Raw genomic sequence first — 16,704 nt, 5'->3', positions numbered from 1 at the left:
AAAGTTACGCTAGAGGTTTTTATACCCCGTTATTTTTTTCATATTTGCGCAACAATGGTATTAGAACACTATATAAGCGATTTATTGTATAGGTACAACTGTGTGGTTGTTCCTGGTTTTGGCGCATTTCTTACGCAAAAGAATTCGGCTAAAATTAATCATGTGACCAATACTTTTAGTGCACCTAATAAATCTATTGCCTTTAATAGGCAACTAATTTCCAATGATGGTTTATTAGTAACCTATGTATCGGAATCAGAAAAAGTTTCATTTGAATCTGCCCTGTCTTCCATTGAGGAACAAGTAAAAATTTGGCAAAACATTTTACTTCAAGAAACATCTTTAAATTTAAAAAACATAGGTTCATTAATACGAAACAATGAAGATAAGATATTGTTTCAACCAGCTACAGAACCAAACTATTTGACCTCTTCTTTTGGATTATCGAATTTTAATTCAATTCCTGTTACAAGAGAAATTTTAAAAGAAGAAGTAGTTCAATTAGAGGAACACATTCCATTTGTAATAAGCCCAGAACGAAGAGAAACAAGAGGTTTGAGACCTTATTTAAAATATGCTGCCATTTTAATGTTGGCCTTTTCTACAGGAGTTACCGGTTACCGTGTTTTTCAGCAGCAACGTACTAATGAGCAAGTTGCTAGACAAGATGCTCAAGAATATGTAACCAAACAAATACAGGAAGCTACATTTTTTGATTTATCACCATTAGAACTACCAACGGTTACTGTTGAGGCAACGACCACAACATTACCTACAATGGAAAAAGGTGAAATGCATTATATTGTTGCCGGTGCATTTAGAGTTAAAGCAAATGCAGATCGCAAAATAGAAGCGCTTAAAGCAAACGGTTTCAATGCAGGGTATTACGGAACCAATGCCTATGGACTTCATATGGTTACTTATGAAAGCTATACTAATGCTTCGGAAGCTTTAAAAGCATTAAGGGAAATAAAGCTTACCGAGTCTAAAGACGCTTGGTTATTATCTAAAAAATAAATCCTAACACATTTTATAACTCCCATTGTTGCCCGTATCTTTGCGGAAAATTATCAATAAATGGAAGCTAAAACACCTTCAGCATCTAGAACTACAATGACTGATATGGTTTTACCTAGTGAAACCAATGCACTTCAAAACTTATTTGGAGGGGAACTATTGGCCCGTATGGATCGTGCCGCTAGTATTGCCGCTGGTAGGCATAGTCGTAGAATTACGGTTACCGCATCTGTAAATCATGTTGCTTTCAATTTAGCAATTCCGTTAGGTAGTGTGGTAACAGTTGAAGCAGCAGTTTCCAGGGCCTATAACACCTCTATGGAAGTTTATATTGATGTTTGGATAGAAGACCGTTACAACGGTAAGAAAACAAAAGCCAATGAGGCTATTTATACCTTTGTGGCCGTGGATGAAACGGGAAAGCCCACAGAAGTACCAGAACTTTTACCTGAAACCAAATTAGAAATATCCCGTTATGAAGGTGCCTTAAGAAGAAAACAGCTTAGTTTGGTTTTAGCTGGTAAAATGAAGCCTGAAAATGCCACTGAATTAAAAGCCCTGTTTATTAAAAATTAAAATTATCGGGATCTGGACCTGAACGTTCACCTGTTTCTAAATTATCTAGAAATTGCAAATCCTCATTAGATAGTTCAAAGTCAAAAATATCGGCATTAGACGCAATTCGTTTTGCATGTACAGATTTTGGAATAGCGACAATTCCTTTTTGTAGATTATAACGTAAAATAATCTGTGCTACGCTCTTACCGTACTTTTTGGCCAAGTCTGCACAAATATCCAACGCAAAAACCTTGCCCTGCATAAAAGGAGACCAAGACTCGTATTGAATTCCATTATCGGCACAAAAATCGATTAGGTCCTGTTGTACCAAAAACGGATGAAACTCCATCTGATTTACCATAGGAACCACAGTACAATCGTTCATAACATCTTCTAAATGATGTTTAAGAAAATTACTAACTCCTATTGCCCTGATTTTCTTTTGAGCGTATAGATACTCTAAAGCCCTCCATGTTTCTTTGTATTTACCTGCAACCGGCCAATGAATAAGATATAAATCCAAATAATCAACACCCAAACGTTCTAAACTAGCGTTAAAAGCTTTTAGTGTTTCTTCATAGCCTTGATCGGCATTCCAAACTTTGGTAACCAGGAAAATTTCACTTCTATCTACTCCGCTTTCACGTATGCCCTTACCTACACCCTCTTCATTTTTATAAGCCGCAGCGGTATCTATATGTCGGTACCCTAATTTTAGTGCATTTTTAACAGCATCAACGACTTCTTGGTCATTATCTGACTGGTACGTACCTAAACCTAGATAAGGCATTTTTACACCATTTCTCAGTTCAAAACTTCCCTTAATATCTGTTATAATTGGTCTAGTATTCATAATTTAATTCTATTAGAGTCTGTATACCCATTCCTCTGGGTTTAAACGAGATGTGTCTTGATAAAGATAGAATTTAAGACGGGTCTGCCCATTATTCCGATTGGTATAAATAGTGCCAAGTTCCTCTTTACTAGTGACTTTATCACCCTTTTTAACATATAAATCCGCTAAATTGTAATACGTACTAATAAAATTACCATGCTTAATTTGCACACCTTTATTTCCACCAGGTACCGCCAAAATAGCAATGACCTCCCCTTCAAAAATGGCTCGTGCTTTTGAACCTTCGTCCGTCGCTATAATTACTCCGTTACTTTGATGTTTAATTCCTGGGTAAACAGGGTCGCTGTAAACTCCAAATCCTTGACTTTTAATTCCTTTTTCAACTGGCCAAATGAGTTTCCCTTTATTAGACGAAAAATTATTGGCAATGATAGTGGCCTCGGGAGTTAGAACAAATTTGCTCGTATTTTTTGTTGTACTGCCCGACTTTTTATTCGATGCTGCAATAGCACTTCTAATCAAAGCTTCAATTTGTTGGTCAATCTTTCGCGCTTCTTTCTTTTTGGTATCTATAGCAGAAGCATATTTACTTTCATTTTTTCTAATAGTACCTAACAATGCCTTTTGTGTTTGAATTTCACCAAACAATTCATCTTTAGCTTTTTTATTTTGGGCCAATAAGACCTCTTTCACTTTACGCTCTTCATTTAAATCGGCATTTAATCGAGAAAGTTGTTCTGTTTTTGCCAAAATTTCCATTCCCTGCTCCTTTCTATACTCCGTATACTGTTTCATATACTGAAGTCTTTTAAAGGCTTGAAAGAAACTTTCAGAAGACAACAAGAACATTAGTCTATTTTGTTTGGATTTGTTCTGATATGACCTCTGAATCATTTGGGCATACTCATCTTTAACCTCTTGCAGTTCAGTTTTCAGTTTACCAATATTTCTAATATTGGTATTAATTTGTCTATTTAGTAAATTGGATTGCTGATTGGTTACACGTATTAATTGTTGGCGTACGGTAATTTTCTTATCAAGCGCTTCCATTTGATCCAAAACATTTCCTTTTTCTTTCTTTTCTGCAAATAGCAAACGATTTATATCTCGAATCTCTGATTGAAGCTGTTCACGTTTTTCCTCTAAGGCTTTTTGCTCACTAGTTTGGCCGAAACTGGCCATAGCGGTAACCAACAATAAAAACAGTAGGCAATATTTAAGTTTAACCCGCATCTGCTTATAACTCTATTTCTTTATATCCTTTTGGTATGGAATATGGAAAATTTACCGCACCGTTTAATTCAATATTCCTGAATTCCAATTCAATAATATTCTCACTATCCTTTGTAATGGCCCTAATTATTATTTCGTTAGGTAAAATCTCATTATCTATTTTTTGATAATTCTTATAAGAAATCTCCAATAACCTTTTTTCTAGAGGTTGAGCAATTTGCTGCAAGGCCATTTTAAAATTCTTAGGTTCAATACTGAATAAGGTTTTATATAATACTTCTTGCATTTTAGGGGTTAATCTATAGGTATCTTCAGAAATATCAATCCCATATTTTTCTTCTCTTAAATCTACAATTGCTTGTCCTGTTAACAGATTTTGTAAAATTGAAAAATCCACATCAGTACCTAATAAATCACTTAAATAGGAAAAGTCCCCATCAAAATATTCATTTTCTAATTTGTTATAAAAAGAAACCCTATCAGGAGTAATATAGGCCTTTACGATTCCCAACGGAGCACTCATCCAAATAGCTTTGTCTTTTTCCATTCGTAAGCTAACAGAAACATTTTGAGCGTTATCTCCGTCAGAATAACTGATTCTAACTTTTCCACTTAACGATTTAAATTTAGTTTCGTTCTGATAATGCGCTCTAATTACAGATTTTGCAGGTAATTTATCATCAACAGAGCCACCGGAAACGACCTTTGTGCTTTTACATGAAGCCATAAATACTATACACAGTATCAATAAAGACTTCATGAGATTAGTACTTTTAAAAAACTTTATCATCTAAAAACCTGATTTAATTTTACTAAGGTACATATTTGCTTTAGAGGTATTATTAGTGGCGGTATATGCATTTGCCAATTCTTTATAAATAGCATTTTCTAAAGGTGCATCCTCAATTAGATAATCTAAAGCTGTTTCTAAAATATCAATTGCAATTTTATGCTGTAAAGCTCTATTTAGCGCAGCACCATTGGCATAATAGAAATATGGCTGAGAAGGAAAACTTTCCATGGCTTCCTCCGTTGTTTCAAGCAAAATAGCATTGTCAGAAGCTGTAGTAAGCATAACCTCAATCTTAGCTTTATAACCTTCTACACTCTTTAAATCTTCAGAAGGTACCGCACTTTCAGTTTTTGACACAGGTAGCAGTTTCTTTTGTTGCTTGGATATAGAGTCATTTATCTTACTTTCTAGGTATTCTTGTTTTTTAGAAACTTTAATCCCCTTCAACAATGACTTTGCGGTCATATAATTGGCATTTAGAAAATAGATTTCTGACAAATTATTTCTAAGCTCAACATTGCTCCAAGGTAATTCTCCTTTTACCTCTTCAATGACGGATTTTTTGGCATCTATGACATTGACCAAGGTTTCTGCATACCAATAATTCTCAGGCTCGCCGTTGAGTGCTTCCAATGCATATTCCTGTGCAAGTATAAATTGCTTATCGTACAAATGAAATTTAGCCAATTCAAATGAAACTACCGTATTCCCCGGTTGCAGTCGTTTACATTCCAAAAAATGAGAAATAGCGCGGTCATAATTACGAATTCCCTTTTGTTTTAATCCTTCAAAAAAGTTCTCTTGAAAAGTATCCGAATAATCTTCTAAAAAGACTTCTGAACTTTCTTCAACTATAATTCTTTCCTCTTCTTCTTGGGCACAAGAAACCTTCGGTGAAATAAAAACACCGAAAGCAAACGCCAAAAAGATTAACTTCTTCATATTTATTTTTTATAAACAAGTATCGATAAAATTACTTTACACCCGTGCTACCGAAACCACCTTCGCCTCTTGCTGTTTCAGATAAGTTATCGACAAGGTTCCATTCTGCACGTTCATGTTTGGCAATGACCATTTGTGCAATACGTTCACCGTTCTCCACTACAAAATCTTCACTACCAAGATTTATCAAAATAACGCCCACTTCTCCTCTATAATCAGCATCAATTGTGCCAGGAGCGTTAAGTACGGTTACTCCTTTTTTTGCTGCAAGACCACTTCTTGGTCTTACCTGCGCTTCAATACCAACAGGTAGCTCAATAAAAAGACCGGTTGGTATAATTGCTCTTCCTAAAGGCTGTAATGTAACAGCTTCTTTAAGGTTAGCTCTTAAGTCCATACCTGCAGATGCACTTGTCTCGTAATGTGGTAAATCTTGATCCGACTTATTAATAATTTTTATGTTCATCTGTTTAAATATAATTTTTTAAGATTATCGAATTCTAGTTTATATACTAGACCTAAGAATAGTACTAAAAGAGGGATTCCAACAAATAAATTTCTTTCAAAAATGTAAAATGAAAGAATAGAAAACAAAATCGACACTATTAAATAAAACCCAATTTTTCTGAAATTATATGGAATGGGATAATACATACGTCCAAAATAAAAAGACAACAACATCATAGTACCATAAGCAGAGACTGTTGCTACAGCCGATGCCATATATCCAAAATATGGAATGAATACAAAATTAATAACTATAGTTACAACAGCTCCTATCATAGATATATATGCCCCATATATTGTTTTATCCGTTACTTTGTACCAAACAGATAAATTATGATATATTCCCAAGAAAAAGCTGGCTAAAACAATTATCGGAACAATAGGCATAGCTTCCCAATACGCTTCGTTTAAAACCAATAATTTTTTTAATACATCAGAAAAAACTACTACTGACAACAGTATTACACTGCCCATGACCACAAAATAATTGGTAATCTGAGCATAAGCCTTTTGTGGATTTTTAGTGTCTGAGTGACTAAAAAAGAAAGGTTCAATTCCCATTCTAAATGCTGTAGCAAATAAGGTCATGAACAATGCCAACTTATAACATGCAGAATACTTACCCATTTCACTTTTCGCAATAGCTTCGGGCAATAATTCCGATAGTAAATAACGATCAAAAACCTCATTGATAGTAAAGGCCACTCCCGCCACCATAACCGGCATGGCATATGCTACCATTCGTTTCCATAAATCGGCATCGAACACATATGGCCTACGTAAATACACCCTTATCATTAACAATAAAGTAATACCGCTTGCTATTAAATTAGCTATTAAAATATAAGGAATTTCGTAATCTGGCTTATAAATAGAATTTAGAAATCCGGTAGCTGTCCCGTTTGCTATTTTAGGTAATAAGATTAAGAAAAAGAGTGTAAATCCTATATTAAGAGAAACATTTAAAATCTTTACAATAGCATATCGCATTGGTTTTTCATTGGCTCTTAACCATGCAAATGGAATAATAGCTAAAGCATCTAATGCTAGAATTCCTAAAACGTAGTTCATGAAAGGTAAATCTATATTTAAGGCATTGGATAATTTTTCTTTAAATAAAATACCAATTAGCACCAAAATTATAGTAGAGCCAATTATAGAAAGTAAAGAAGTAGTTACCACCTTCTTTCGATTATCGGTCTCTTTATAGAATCGAAAAAATGCCGTTTCCATTCCATAGGCCAAGAAGACATTGAATATGGCAAACCATGAAAAAATAAGTGTAATCTCACCGTATTTCCCAGGTGCCATAACATCAGTATAGATAGGAACCAACAGAAATGAAATCATCCTTGGCAAGACAGTTGCCAAGCCATAGATTACCGTTTGTTTAAAAAGTTTTTTAAGAGGATTCAAGCACTATACATTCAGGCGATAAAAGTACCTATTAAAAGTCTAGTTACAAAGTTAGTTTTTGGGTGCACTCTTATAAATTAATGGTTGTTTTTGTTTTATGCCTTGTACTTTAGCATATTTCGTTTCTCCATTTTCATTATAACTTATCACCGCCTCATCAAATTTCAATTTTAAATTTATTGCTTCTGAAGATTCTATTAAATCATTTGGCATTTTTACAACAAGCACTTTTTCGTTTTCTAAAGTATCTAAAGCTGATTGGGCTTCTTTTCCCCTAAAAAAAACATGATTTATTTTAATTTCAATAGTGTTAGAAAACGAAAGCGGTATTCTTAATTCAGTGCCAGACCTACTTTCTTCTCTACCGCCTATATATTGCTGACTTGTAGCATTACCAATTTTAAAAGGTGTCTTTGTTTGCATTTTTTTTTGTGAAGTACAACTTGTCAAAAAAAGTAGTAATACAAAAAAACTGCTAGTAATATATTTCATTAAACCCATATTATTCTTATAAAGATAGGAAGTAATATGGGTTTAAATAGTCATTTAACATCGCAATTATTAGTGAACGATTAATCTTTAGTATTTAACTCTTTTAATTTATTGAGTTCAAATTTTATCTGTTTATAGATAAACACAGAGAATACGAATAAAAAAACGACCGAAGAAACTAGAATATATATATAAAAACCAGAAGATAAAGATGCCTTAAACAAAGGCAATAGAATAATAAACCCAACGGCATAAATTATAATAGCTAACGGTGTAAGTAGATAATGCGTATATTTTCTTAAAGAATAATATTTGGTCAAATCTACTTTGAAAGTTCTAGCATTCTTACTGAAATCTATGTTTCTAAGCTTTTTTAAGCTATAAAGTTCTAGCCCTATTCTGGCAACTAAACTCCCTATCATTAATCCTATTCCCAGTAAAAATGTTACATTTTCATAACCAGAAACATATACGAGAAAAGCTACTAAGATAAGAATTGTAAGGGTTAATACTATATTCCCCGTTTTTTGCTTTTTTTCTATGGCTTTTACACTTTTTAGAAGGGATTTAAATCCGTCTTCGGTCGCAGAAACTCCAGATTGGCTCTGCCATTTGTTTTGTAAATCTTCAAAATTATTCATTGTTAACGCATTTAGTAAGTTGTTGTTTTATTCTATATATTCTTGTACGAAGCGCCTCATGTTTTATTCCAATAATTTCTGAAATTTCCAGTTGTGGCACTCCTTCTAGTTCTAATAAAATTATAGCTTTATTGGTGCTACTTAATTTATTGATGCACGTATATAATTGATTTAACATATCCTCTTTGTCTGCAGGATTTTCGCTAGAATCACTTACCTGAAGCCCATCAATTTGAAGCTTTCTATCTTTTTTACGCTCCTTTCGTAATTCAGCTAAACAGGTATTTACACAAATACGATAGATCCATGTTCCAAATCCGCTTTCGTTCCTAAATCCCTCTAAATTCTGCCAAACCTTTATAAAAGTTTCTTGAACAAGGTCTTTAGCAAGAGATTCGTTACCCGCCGTATATCCTAAACATAACCGCATTACTTTGGGACAGTTTTCTTCGTAAATTTTCTGATATGTAGTTTCTTTAGAGCCCATTAGTCGTTCAACGCATTTTTAAGATTCTCCATAAACCATTGTGGTTGATCATACATTATAAAATGAGATGACCCAGATGCGAATTCTATTGTATATTTTGAAAGGGCTTTGTACTGGGCTTCATAGGTAGACTTGGCCATTTCCAATCCGTAGGGTTCAGTTGCCGCCAATATAGTTACAGGAATTTTTATTTTAGCAAGGTCTTCACGAAGATCAAGTTTTAATAAATCTGTATAGCCATAAACATACGTTTCCCTATCTGCCTGGATCATCCAATTTTTAATTCTTTCCTGATATGGTTTATCCTTGGCCATACCACTAGCCATCTGACCAACCATTGCATCAAAATCAACAGCATTCATTGCTAAAGTCTGTTTATTATAGGGGGAATCGTATACCATATACTCACTTTTAAAATCTGGCATCATTAACGCACCAGTTGAAGGTAAGGCATCTACAATAATAAGTTCTTTAAATGAATCGCTTTCAGTGGCCATCCAAAGAGCCAACGCACCACCTAAACTATGCCCAAGCAAAACAGGATTCTCTAATTTTTTTTCTGAAATATAATTTACAACTCCTTCTTTAATCTTTGGTAGCCATGGTTTTTCAATAGCAGGAACATCTCCGAAGCCCGCAAAAGTAAATACATGACATTCGTAATTTTTTGATAGTTCAGCTATTGTAGTATCCCAAACTTCACCAGTACAGGTAAATCCTGGAAACAAGAGTATTGGTTTCCCTTCACCTCTCACATCTACTTTAAAAGGTTTTTCTTGTGCAGTTGTTGTAAGAGAGAAGATAATTAGTAATCCGAATAATAAAGTTTTAATTGTTTTCATCGTAAGAGTTTTTGTTTGTTCACCCTTTAGATTCAAGAATTAAAAAATGTTACATCAAGAATTGAAAAATAATTTATTCTGGCTCTACATTCATTCTTTTTATAGCTGTGAATGCTAAAATAAAAGCCGCTAAGAGAAATGCTGCCGCTAAGGCATATGGAGCACCAGGAAAATAAATAGATGCCTCCGGTCGAATAAAATAATAAAATACGGGCGCAAAAATGAACTGCCCCAAAATAGCCGTAATACTTACCAATCCGGTTATAGAACCTTGTAAAATTCCCTGTTCTTTTTCAGAAACTTGATTAGAGATTACCCCTTGCACCGTAGGACCGGCAATACCACCCAAAGCATACGGAATTAAGAATGCATACAGCATCCAAGGTTCAGTGGCGAAAGAAAATAGAAACATACCAACGGTCCATAATAGAAATCCGTAAATAATGACTTTTCGCTTTCCAAATTTAGTAACTAATTTACCCACTAAAAATCCCTGTACAATAGCAACAAGTAGCCCAACGACCATAAGAGATAATCCTATTTGCCTTGGGCTCCAATCATAACGTTCAATGCCGTAATAAGACCAAGTAGAAGGTAATGCCTGACCAGCTAAATTGGCCAAGAAAAATGCCGAGATTAATAATAATATACCTTTATAATTACGCAAAGCGAACAGTGATACCCCAGGAATCATCTTTTTAAAGACAATTGGTCTTCTATTCTCAGGTGTTAATGACTCGGGAACAAAGAAATACCCAAAAAGAAAATTGGTGAATGTTAAGCCCGCCGCTATATAAAATGGCAAACGAATATCGATTTCTCCAAAAAATCCACCAATTCCAGGACCGATTATAAATCCGATTCCGAATGCAGCACCTATTAATCCGAAATTCTTAGCCTTGTTTTCTTTGGTACTAACATCTGCAATATAGGCCGATGCAACGGTGAAGCTAGCGCCGGTAATTCCTGCCAAAAAACGTCCTATAAAAAGCCAAATTATTGTTGGTGCCCAAGCGTGTATTAAGTAATCTATGCTTAACCCTAAAAGTGCAAGAAGCAATATAGGTCTCCTACCAAATCTATCTGATATTTCCCCTAAAATCGGAGAAAATAAGAACTGCATCCCAGCAAAGGCAGTGGTCAACCACATTCCATAAATAATAGCCATGTGATTACCTTCTCCTGTTAACTCCATTATTAAATCGGGAATAATAGGAAGAATGATACCTATACCAATAACATCGACTAATATTGAAATAAAAATAAAAAGTAATGCGGTGTTTTTGGTTTTCATGGTCAAGGCAAAAGTCGGATAAAAAAAGGAATCTCAATACTTTAAAAGTAAAAACCCCACTTTCAGGTGGGGTTTTCAAATCATACTATTTTTAAATTCTTAATGACAACGCATACGTAAATCATCAATGTCAAAAGCAGAATTAATTATTTAATGCTTCTGCACCACCAACAATCTCTAAAATCTCGTTAGTAATAGCAGCCTGTCTTGCTTTGTTATATGTCAATTTCAATTGATCACGCATTTCAGTTGCGTTATCTGTTGCTTTGTGCATAGCAGTCATACGTGCACCATGTTCACTTGCAAATGAATCTCTAATACCTTTATATAACTGTGTCTTTAAGGACTTAGGAATCAATTGCTCAATAATTTCAACTTTAGAAGGTTCAAATGTATAATCTGCACTTGAATTACCTTCAACCTCTAAAGGAACAATAGGTAAAAACTGCTCGGTCATTACGATTTGAGTAGCTGCATTCTTAAACTTGTTATATACAATTTCAATACGATCGTATGCCCCGTCTGTAAAAAGTTGCATTAAACTTTCTGCAATTTCAGAAACATTATCAAACGTTAAATCATCATAAACCTTACTGTGGTTAGCAATAACATTAAAACGTTTTCCTAAAAAGTCATTTGCCTTTTTACCAATCGCTAAAAAATCTACTTCTTTACCAGCATGTACGTTTTCAGCAAGATGAACCGATTGTTTTAAAATGTTCGTGTTAAAAGCACCACAAAGACCTCTATTTGAAGTTATAGATACTATTAATACTTTTTTTACAATACGATTATCTGCATATACACTACCTGAATCACCTTCTAAACTAGCACTTAAATTTTGAAGTAATTCGGTTAATTTATCGGCATAAGGTCTCATTGCCGTAATGGCATCTTGTGCCTTCTTCAATTTTGCAGCAGAAACCATTTTCATGGCACTGGTAATCTGCATCGTTGATGAAACCGATGAAATCCTATTCCGTATTTCCTTTAAATTTGCCATTTGTTCAAGTTAAAAGTTATGAATGAAGAGTTATGAGTTTTTAATAATTGAAACTAAAATTCTAATTAACTCTTCGCATTTAATTTTCATATCCTTTGGTACATTTCTTTCAGTTGCTTCCAATATTTCCAACCAATACATGGTCTCGTCTGCCTCCTTTAGAGCAATTCCAAACTTATTTTTAAAATCTTTTTTACTAACCCCTCGTTGTGCTTCTCTAGTATTAGCTCCAATACTTGTTCCGCTTCTTAATAATTGAGAGGCAAGCTCAAAATCTTTATTCTCTTTTAAAGTATCACAGTACAAAACAATTTTACAAGCAAAATCAAAACTCTTAATCCTAATAGGACTTTCATTTAACTTACTCATAACTAATCACTCTGCACTTGTAACTTATTTGTATTTCGCAGAAAGGTCTTTACAAACAGCTGTTAATGTATCAATAACTTCGTCTGTAAGTTTTCCAGCTTTCAATGTATCAAGAACATCTCTGTGCTTAGCGTTTAAAAACTCTAAGTAATCACGTTCAAATTCTTTTACTTTCTCAACTGGAACATCTCTTAACAAGTTCTTAGAACCTGCATAGATAATTGCAACCTGATCTTCCACCGTATAAGGATCGTTCTGTGCTTGCTTTAATATTTCAACGTTTCTACGTCCTTTTTCAATAACGTTCAAGGTAGCTGCATCTAAATCTGAACCGAATTTAGCGAACGCTTCCAATTCACGGAACTGTGCTTGATCCAGTTTCAATGTACCTGCAACCTTCTTCATTGATTTAATCTGAGCGTTACCACCAACACGAGATACGGAAATACCTACGTTAATTGCTGGTCTAACCCCTTGGTTGAATAAATCTTGCTCTAAGAATATCTGTCCGTCAGTAATAGAAATCACGTTAGTTGGGATATAAGCAGAAACGTCACCCGCTTGTGTTTCAATAATAGGCAAAGCCGTTAAAGAACCACCGCCTTTTACCATTGGCTTTAATACCTCTGGCAAATCGTTCATTTCTTTTGCGATATCATCATCATTGATAACTTTTGCAGCACGCTCCAATAATCTAGAGTGTAGGTAGAAAACGTCACCTGGGTACGCCTCACGTCCTGGTGGTCTTCTTAACAAAAGAGACACCTCACGGTAAGCAACCGCTTGTTTAGATAAATCATCATATATAATTAATGCAGGACGACCTGTATCACGGAAATATTCTCCAATAGATGCTCCGGTAAATGGTGCATATACTTGCATTGGTGCAGGATCAGATGCATTAGCAGCTACTATAGTAGTATATGCCATTGCTCCCTTATCTTCCAATACTTGAGCGATACCGGCAACAGTAGATGCTTTCTGACCTATGGCAACATAGATACAGTAAACAGGCTCACCAGCATCATAAAATTCTTTTTGATTTAGAATGGTATCGATACAAACTGTAGTCTTACCAGTTTGACGGTCACCAATAACCAATTCTCTTTGTCCTCTACCAACTGGAATCATTGCATCAATTGCTTTAATACCAGATTGCATTGGCTCAGTTACAGGCTCTCTGTAGATTACCCCTGGAGCTTTACGCTCTAATGGCATCTCATAAGTATCGCCGGCAATAGGTCCTTTACCATCGATAGGGTTTCCTAAAGTATCTACCACACGACCAACAATACCTTCACCAACTTTTACAGAAGCAATACGCTGTGTACGTTTTACCGTATCACCTTCACCAACTGATTTAGAAGGTCCTAAAAGAACCACACCAACGTTGTCTTCTTCAAGGTTTAGAACGATACCTTCAAGTCCGCCTTCGAACTCAACTAATTCTCCGTATTGCGCGTTCGCTAATCCGTAGATTCTTGCGATACCATCACCAACTTGTAATACAGTACCTACTTCGTCTAAAGTAGCGGTAGCATCAAATCCTGATAATTGTTTCTTTAAAATTGCTGATACTTCAGCGGCTTTTACTCCTGCCATTTTTAATTAGATATAAGATATTAGGCATTAGATGTAAACATCCGCGGCCTTATATTGTTATTATAGACTATTTGAAAATTCTCTTTTAATATTACTTAACTTGTTAGCTATACTAGCATCGTATTGTAAATCTCCTACTCTTAGAATGAATCCACCTATGATACTTTCGTCAATTTTATTCTCAATGGTAACCTCATTGCCTGTTATGGTAGCAACTTGCTTTAACACTTTTTTCTCCATGGCAGCATCTAACGGTACAGCAGTTGTAACGTAAGCTACATCTTTACCTTTTAATTGCTCGTTAAGAATAATGTATTTTAAAGCAACTTCATTTAGCATTCCTAAACGCTTGTTGTCCACTAACATATTAATAGTACCTTCTGTAATTGAATGACTACCCTTAAAAATTTCAAGCAAGGCGTTTTTTTTCAATGAACCAGATACAACCGGATTTGCCAATACATCTCTTAATTCTTTACTATCAGAAACAGTAGTGGCGATTGAACGCATATCTTTTTCAACAGCATCCAAGGCTTTGTTTTCCTTGGCCATATCTAATATTGCCTTTGCGTAACGTAATGCAGCTCTTGATTCGCTCATTATTTCCCTTAGTTAAGTTTTATATCGCTCAACAATGAATCAACCAACTTCAATTGCTTATCGTTATTAGATAATTCTTCTTTGATAACTTTTTCTGCAATAGCTACTGATAATTGTGCCACTTGGTTTTTAATATCTGCAACAGCCGCTTTCTTTTCGCTTTCAATAGCAACTTGCGCCTGCTTCAACATTTTATCCCCTTCTAATTTTGCCTGCTCCTTAGAATCAGAAATCATTTTTTCTTTGATTTCACGAGCTTCTTTTAACATCGCCTCACGCTCAGAACGTGCTTCTTGAAGCATTTTCTCGTTATCAGCTTGTAAATTTTGCATATCAGTACGTGCTTTCTCAGCTGCAGCCAATGCATCTTTTATTCCAGATTCTCTTTCATTCAATGAAGTTAAAATTGGCTTCCAAGCAAATTTTACCAATAAAAAAATTAAACCTAGTAATAGAATTGTTTGTACAACAAACAAACCTGGTGAAAAATCGTTCAATAAAGTTTCCATACTTTTTGTTTTTAAACTACTAAATCAATAATTAAAAAACATTTCCTGCAACCAACCGTTACAGGAGAATGTTCTTTGGTTTTTGCGTTCTTATTTTCCTAAGAACAAGGCACCGAATGCCAAACCTTCCAAAAGTGCAGCGATGATAATCATCGCAGTTTGAATTTTTCCTGTCGCTTCTGGTTGACGAGCAATACCTTCCATTGCCTTACCACCAATTTGACCAAGACCAATACCTGCTCCGATTACGATTAAACCTGCTCCAATTAAATTGTACATAATAAACTGATTTATATAATTAAATTAAAAAAACTCGAGTTAAATAAAATTTTCTCTTACATCTTCTGCATCTACAACTTCATGACCGTGGGCATCATGCTCATGTTCGTGATCATGCTCTGCAACTGCCATACCTATAAACAAAGCTGATAACATTGTAAAAATATAGGCTTGTAAAAATGCCACCAGGACTTCAATAAGGGTAATAAAAAATGCTAAGACCAATGAAAGTCCTGTTGCACCAACAACCCCTAAGCTATTTTTTAGAGTAAACATTATCGCAATTAAACTCATTACAACAATATGTCCTGCAGAAATGTTTGCAAATAAACGAACCAATAAAGAGAATGGCTTAATAATGAAAGCACCAGCTAATTCTATTATTGCCAAAACAGGCCTAATTAATATAGGCACTCCAGGCATCCACAATATGTGCATCCAATAATCTTTGTTACCACTTACGGTATAGATAATTAAAGTGAAAATTGCCAAAGCTGCTGTTACGGCTAACTGCCCTGTGACATTAAAGCCAAAAGGTGTAAGACCTAATAAGTTCAATATCCAAATGAAAAAGAAAACCGTTAATAGGTAACCTGTGAATTTCCTATATTTTTTTTCACCAATATTCGGTAAAGCAATTTCATCTCTAACATAAATAACCAATGGCTCTAACACTCTACCAAAACCTGTTGGCACCTTTTTACCTGCATACTGTCTTGCCAAAGAACCAAAAACTATGAGCATAAATAAGCCCACTAATAAAATTCCCATAACACTTTTAGTAATAGAAAAATCCAATACTTTATGTGCATTTGTTGGGTGATGAGCTTCATCAAATTCAACCTGAGAAGCACCTGCTTCTAATTCATATATTTTACTGTGAAGCTTTACAAAACTAGATCCGTTACGCTCAACAACCACCTTACCCTCATCATCATGATGAAAAGCCGAAGACATAAAAGTTACAAGGCCGTTACTTGACCAAACAATTACAGGCAAAGGAAAACCTACATGCTTACGCTCACCATTAGATGTGTATGAAAATAAATGAAAGTCGTGTGCGTCTTTAATGTGGTGTAAAATATAAGCATCTACCTCCTCTTTAGTATCTACTGCAGGGGTCTGGTCCTTGTCAGATGATGCAAATCCTTGTAAGGAAAAACATAATACGAAAAGTAGTGCTGCCGTTTTCAATGTATCTAAAACTTTCTTCATTATATCTTTTTCAAAAATTAAGCTCTTGAAATTTTGCGCAAAAGTAGTT

20 protein-coding genes are annotated in these 16,704 nt (G+C 34.7%); 2 read left to right on the top strand and 18 right to left on the bottom strand.

Annotation, left to right across the window (positions count from 1 at the left end):
* Positions 1-54 precede the first annotated feature (54 nt).
* Positions 55-1,017: an HU domain-containing protein gene (locus tag BTR34_RS08765; protein WP_068480269.1), complete on the top strand. Its 963-nt coding sequence runs from the start codon at positions 55-57 to the stop codon at positions 1,015-1,017.
* A 60-nt stretch (positions 1,018-1,077) separates the two neighbouring features.
* Entirely contained in the window at positions 1,078-1,593 is a 516-nt protein-coding gene (locus BTR34_RS08760) for an acyl-CoA thioesterase (RefSeq protein ID WP_068480266.1), read from the top strand.
* Here BTR34_RS08760 and BTR34_RS08755 read toward each other — a convergent pair.
* The 18 genes from BTR34_RS08755 to atpB form a co-directional block, all read right to left on the bottom strand.
* The gene (locus BTR34_RS08755; RefSeq protein WP_068480263.1) at positions 1,583-2,428 is read right to left on the bottom strand and encodes an aldo/keto reductase; all 846 of its coding nucleotides are present in this window, start codon (positions 2,426-2,428) and stop codon (positions 1,583-1,585) included. The genes BTR34_RS08760 and BTR34_RS08755 overlap by 11 nt on opposite strands.
* A gap of 12 nt (positions 2,429-2,440) precedes the next feature.
* Positions 2,441-3,664: a murein hydrolase activator EnvC family protein gene (locus BTR34_RS08750; RefSeq protein WP_068480260.1), complete on the bottom strand. Its 1,224-nt coding sequence runs from the start codon at positions 3,662-3,664 to the stop codon at positions 2,441-2,443.
* A 4-nt stretch (positions 3,665-3,668) separates the two neighbouring features.
* Complete coding sequence (locus tag BTR34_RS08745) at positions 3,669-4,424, bottom strand: DUF4292 domain-containing protein (protein WP_235843147.1); 756 nt, start codon at positions 4,422-4,424, stop codon at positions 3,669-3,671.
* A 30-nt stretch (positions 4,425-4,454) separates the two neighbouring features.
* Positions 4,455-5,399 (bottom strand): hypothetical protein, encoded by a 945-nt coding sequence (locus BTR34_RS08740; RefSeq protein ID WP_068480254.1) that lies wholly within the window; start codon positions 5,397-5,399, stop codon positions 4,455-4,457.
* Positions 5,400-5,430: 31 nt separating this feature from the next.
* Positions 5,431-5,865 carry a dUTP diphosphatase gene (gene dut, locus BTR34_RS08735; protein ID WP_068480251.1) on the bottom strand — a complete coding sequence of 145 codons (435 nt, stop codon included), beginning with the start codon at positions 5,863-5,865 and terminating at the stop codon, positions 5,431-5,433.
* Positions 5,862-7,322: a lipopolysaccharide biosynthesis protein gene (locus BTR34_RS08730; protein WP_068480248.1), complete on the bottom strand. Its 1,461-nt coding sequence runs from the start codon at positions 7,320-7,322 to the stop codon at positions 5,862-5,864. Before BTR34_RS08730 ends, dut begins: the two co-directional genes overlap by 4 nt.
* A 51-nt stretch (positions 7,323-7,373) precedes the next feature.
* Positions 7,374-7,745, bottom strand: a complete 372-nt coding sequence (locus tag BTR34_RS08725; protein ID WP_157483720.1) for a hypothetical protein — start codon at positions 7,743-7,745, stop codon at positions 7,374-7,376.
* A gap of 149 nt (positions 7,746-7,894) precedes the next feature.
* Positions 7,895-8,455 (bottom strand): hypothetical protein, encoded by a 561-nt coding sequence (locus BTR34_RS08720; RefSeq protein WP_068480236.1) that lies wholly within the window; start codon positions 8,453-8,455, stop codon positions 7,895-7,897.
* Positions 8,448-8,942 carry an RNA polymerase sigma factor gene (locus tag BTR34_RS08715; protein ID WP_068480227.1) on the bottom strand — a complete coding sequence of 165 codons (495 nt, stop codon included), beginning with the start codon at positions 8,940-8,942 and terminating at the stop codon, positions 8,448-8,450. Before BTR34_RS08715 ends, BTR34_RS08720 begins: the two co-directional genes overlap by 8 nt.
* On the bottom strand, positions 8,942-9,784 hold the full coding sequence (locus tag BTR34_RS08710) for an alpha/beta fold hydrolase (RefSeq protein ID WP_068480224.1): 843 nt from the start codon (positions 9,782-9,784) through the stop codon (positions 8,942-8,944). Before BTR34_RS08710 ends, BTR34_RS08715 begins: the two co-directional genes overlap by 1 nt.
* A 73-nt stretch (positions 9,785-9,857) precedes the next feature.
* Positions 9,858-11,078 carry a TCR/Tet family MFS transporter gene (locus BTR34_RS08705; RefSeq protein ID WP_068480221.1) on the bottom strand — a complete coding sequence of 407 codons (1,221 nt, stop codon included), beginning with the start codon at positions 11,076-11,078 and terminating at the stop codon, positions 9,858-9,860.
* 142 nt (positions 11,079-11,220) lie between these two features.
* Complete coding sequence (atpG, locus tag BTR34_RS08700; protein ID WP_068480218.1) at positions 11,221-12,081, bottom strand: ATP synthase F1 subunit gamma; 861 nt, start codon at positions 12,079-12,081, stop codon at positions 11,221-11,223.
* Positions 12,082-12,111: 30 nt separating this feature from the next.
* Positions 12,112-12,450: a four helix bundle protein gene (locus tag BTR34_RS08695; protein ID WP_068480215.1), complete on the bottom strand. Its 339-nt coding sequence runs from the start codon at positions 12,448-12,450 to the stop codon at positions 12,112-12,114.
* Positions 12,451-12,474: 24 nt separating this feature from the next.
* Entirely contained in the window at positions 12,475-14,052 is a 1,578-nt protein-coding gene (gene atpA / locus BTR34_RS08690) for a F0F1 ATP synthase subunit alpha (RefSeq protein WP_068480212.1), read from the bottom strand.
* 60 nt (positions 14,053-14,112) lie between these two features.
* Positions 14,113-14,652, bottom strand: a complete 540-nt coding sequence (gene atpH, locus BTR34_RS08685) for an ATP synthase F1 subunit delta (protein ID WP_068480209.1) — start codon at positions 14,650-14,652, stop codon at positions 14,113-14,115.
* Between the two features lie 8 nt (positions 14,653-14,660).
* Positions 14,661-15,161: a F0F1 ATP synthase subunit B gene (locus BTR34_RS08680; protein ID WP_068480206.1), complete on the bottom strand. Its 501-nt coding sequence runs from the start codon at positions 15,159-15,161 to the stop codon at positions 14,661-14,663.
* Between the two features lie 90 nt (positions 15,162-15,251).
* Positions 15,252-15,440, bottom strand: coding sequence for an ATP synthase F0 subunit C (atpE, locus tag BTR34_RS08675; RefSeq protein ID WP_013993139.1), 189 nt, complete (start codon positions 15,438-15,440; stop codon positions 15,252-15,254).
* A gap of 39 nt (positions 15,441-15,479) precedes the next feature.
* Entirely contained in the window at positions 15,480-16,655 is a 1,176-nt protein-coding gene (gene atpB / locus BTR34_RS08670) for a F0F1 ATP synthase subunit A (RefSeq protein ID WP_068480203.1), read from the bottom strand.
* Positions 16,656-16,704 lie beyond the last annotated feature (49 nt).

Source organism: Maribacter hydrothermalis, from assembly GCF_001913155.1.
Taxonomy (GTDB): domain Bacteria; phylum Bacteroidota; class Bacteroidia; order Flavobacteriales; family Flavobacteriaceae; genus Maribacter; species Maribacter hydrothermalis.
The sequence above is the reverse complement of the archived record's forward strand: the minus strand, read 5'-3'. Positions and strand labels throughout refer to the sequence as shown.

Coding starts and splice junctions, on each gene's coding strand:
- BTR34_RS08715 (WP_068480227.1), bottom strand. CDS start 8,942: ATGGGCTCTAAAGAAACTACATATCAGAAAATTTACGAAGAAAACTGT.
- BTR34_RS08760 (WP_068480266.1), top strand. CDS start 1,078: ATGGAAGCTAAAACACCTTCAGCATCTAGAACTACAATGACTGATATG.
- BTR34_RS08710 (WP_068480224.1), bottom strand. CDS start 9,784: ATGAAAACAATTAAAACTTTATTATTCGGATTACTAATTATCTTCTCT.
- BTR34_RS08750 (WP_068480260.1), bottom strand. CDS start 3,664: ATGCGGGTTAAACTTAAATATTGCCTACTGTTTTTATTGTTGGTTACC.
- BTR34_RS08720 (WP_068480236.1), bottom strand. CDS start 8,455: ATGAATAATTTTGAAGATTTACAAAACAAATGGCAGAGCCAATCTGGA.
- BTR34_RS08745 (WP_235843147.1), bottom strand. CDS start 4,424: ATGAAGTCTTTATTGATACTGTGTATAGTATTTATGGCTTCATGTAAA.
- BTR34_RS08695 (WP_068480215.1), bottom strand. CDS start 12,450: ATGAGTAAGTTAAATGAAAGTCCTATTAGGATTAAGAGTTTTGATTTT.
- atpB (WP_068480203.1), bottom strand. CDS start 16,655: ATGAAGAAAGTTTTAGATACATTGAAAACGGCAGCACTACTTTTCGTA.
- BTR34_RS08725 (WP_157483720.1), bottom strand. CDS start 7,745: ATGCAAACAAAGACACCTTTTAAAATTGGTAATGCTACAAGTCAGCAA.
- dut (WP_068480251.1), bottom strand. CDS start 5,865: ATGAACATAAAAATTATTAATAAGTCGGATCAAGATTTACCACATTAC.
- BTR34_RS08765 (WP_068480269.1), top strand. CDS start 55: ATGGTATTAGAACACTATATAAGCGATTTATTGTATAGGTACAACTGT.
- atpG (WP_068480218.1), bottom strand. CDS start 12,081: ATGGCAAATTTAAAGGAAATACGGAATAGGATTTCATCGGTTTCATCA.
- atpE (WP_013993139.1), bottom strand. CDS start 15,440: ATGTACAATTTAATTGGAGCAGGTTTAATCGTAATCGGAGCAGGTATT.
- BTR34_RS08755 (WP_068480263.1), bottom strand. CDS start 2,428: ATGAATACTAGACCAATTATAACAGATATTAAGGGAAGTTTTGAACTG.
- atpH (WP_068480209.1), bottom strand. CDS start 14,652: ATGAGCGAATCAAGAGCTGCATTACGTTACGCAAAGGCAATATTAGAT.
- BTR34_RS08705 (WP_068480221.1), bottom strand. CDS start 11,078: ATGAAAACCAAAAACACCGCATTACTTTTTATTTTTATTTCAATATTA.
- BTR34_RS08740 (WP_068480254.1), bottom strand. CDS start 5,399: ATGAAGAAGTTAATCTTTTTGGCGTTTGCTTTCGGTGTTTTTATTTCA.
- atpA (WP_068480212.1), bottom strand. CDS start 14,052: ATGGCAGGAGTAAAAGCCGCTGAAGTATCAGCAATTTTAAAGAAACAA.
- BTR34_RS08680 (WP_068480206.1), bottom strand. CDS start 15,161: ATGGAAACTTTATTGAACGATTTTTCACCAGGTTTGTTTGTTGTACAA.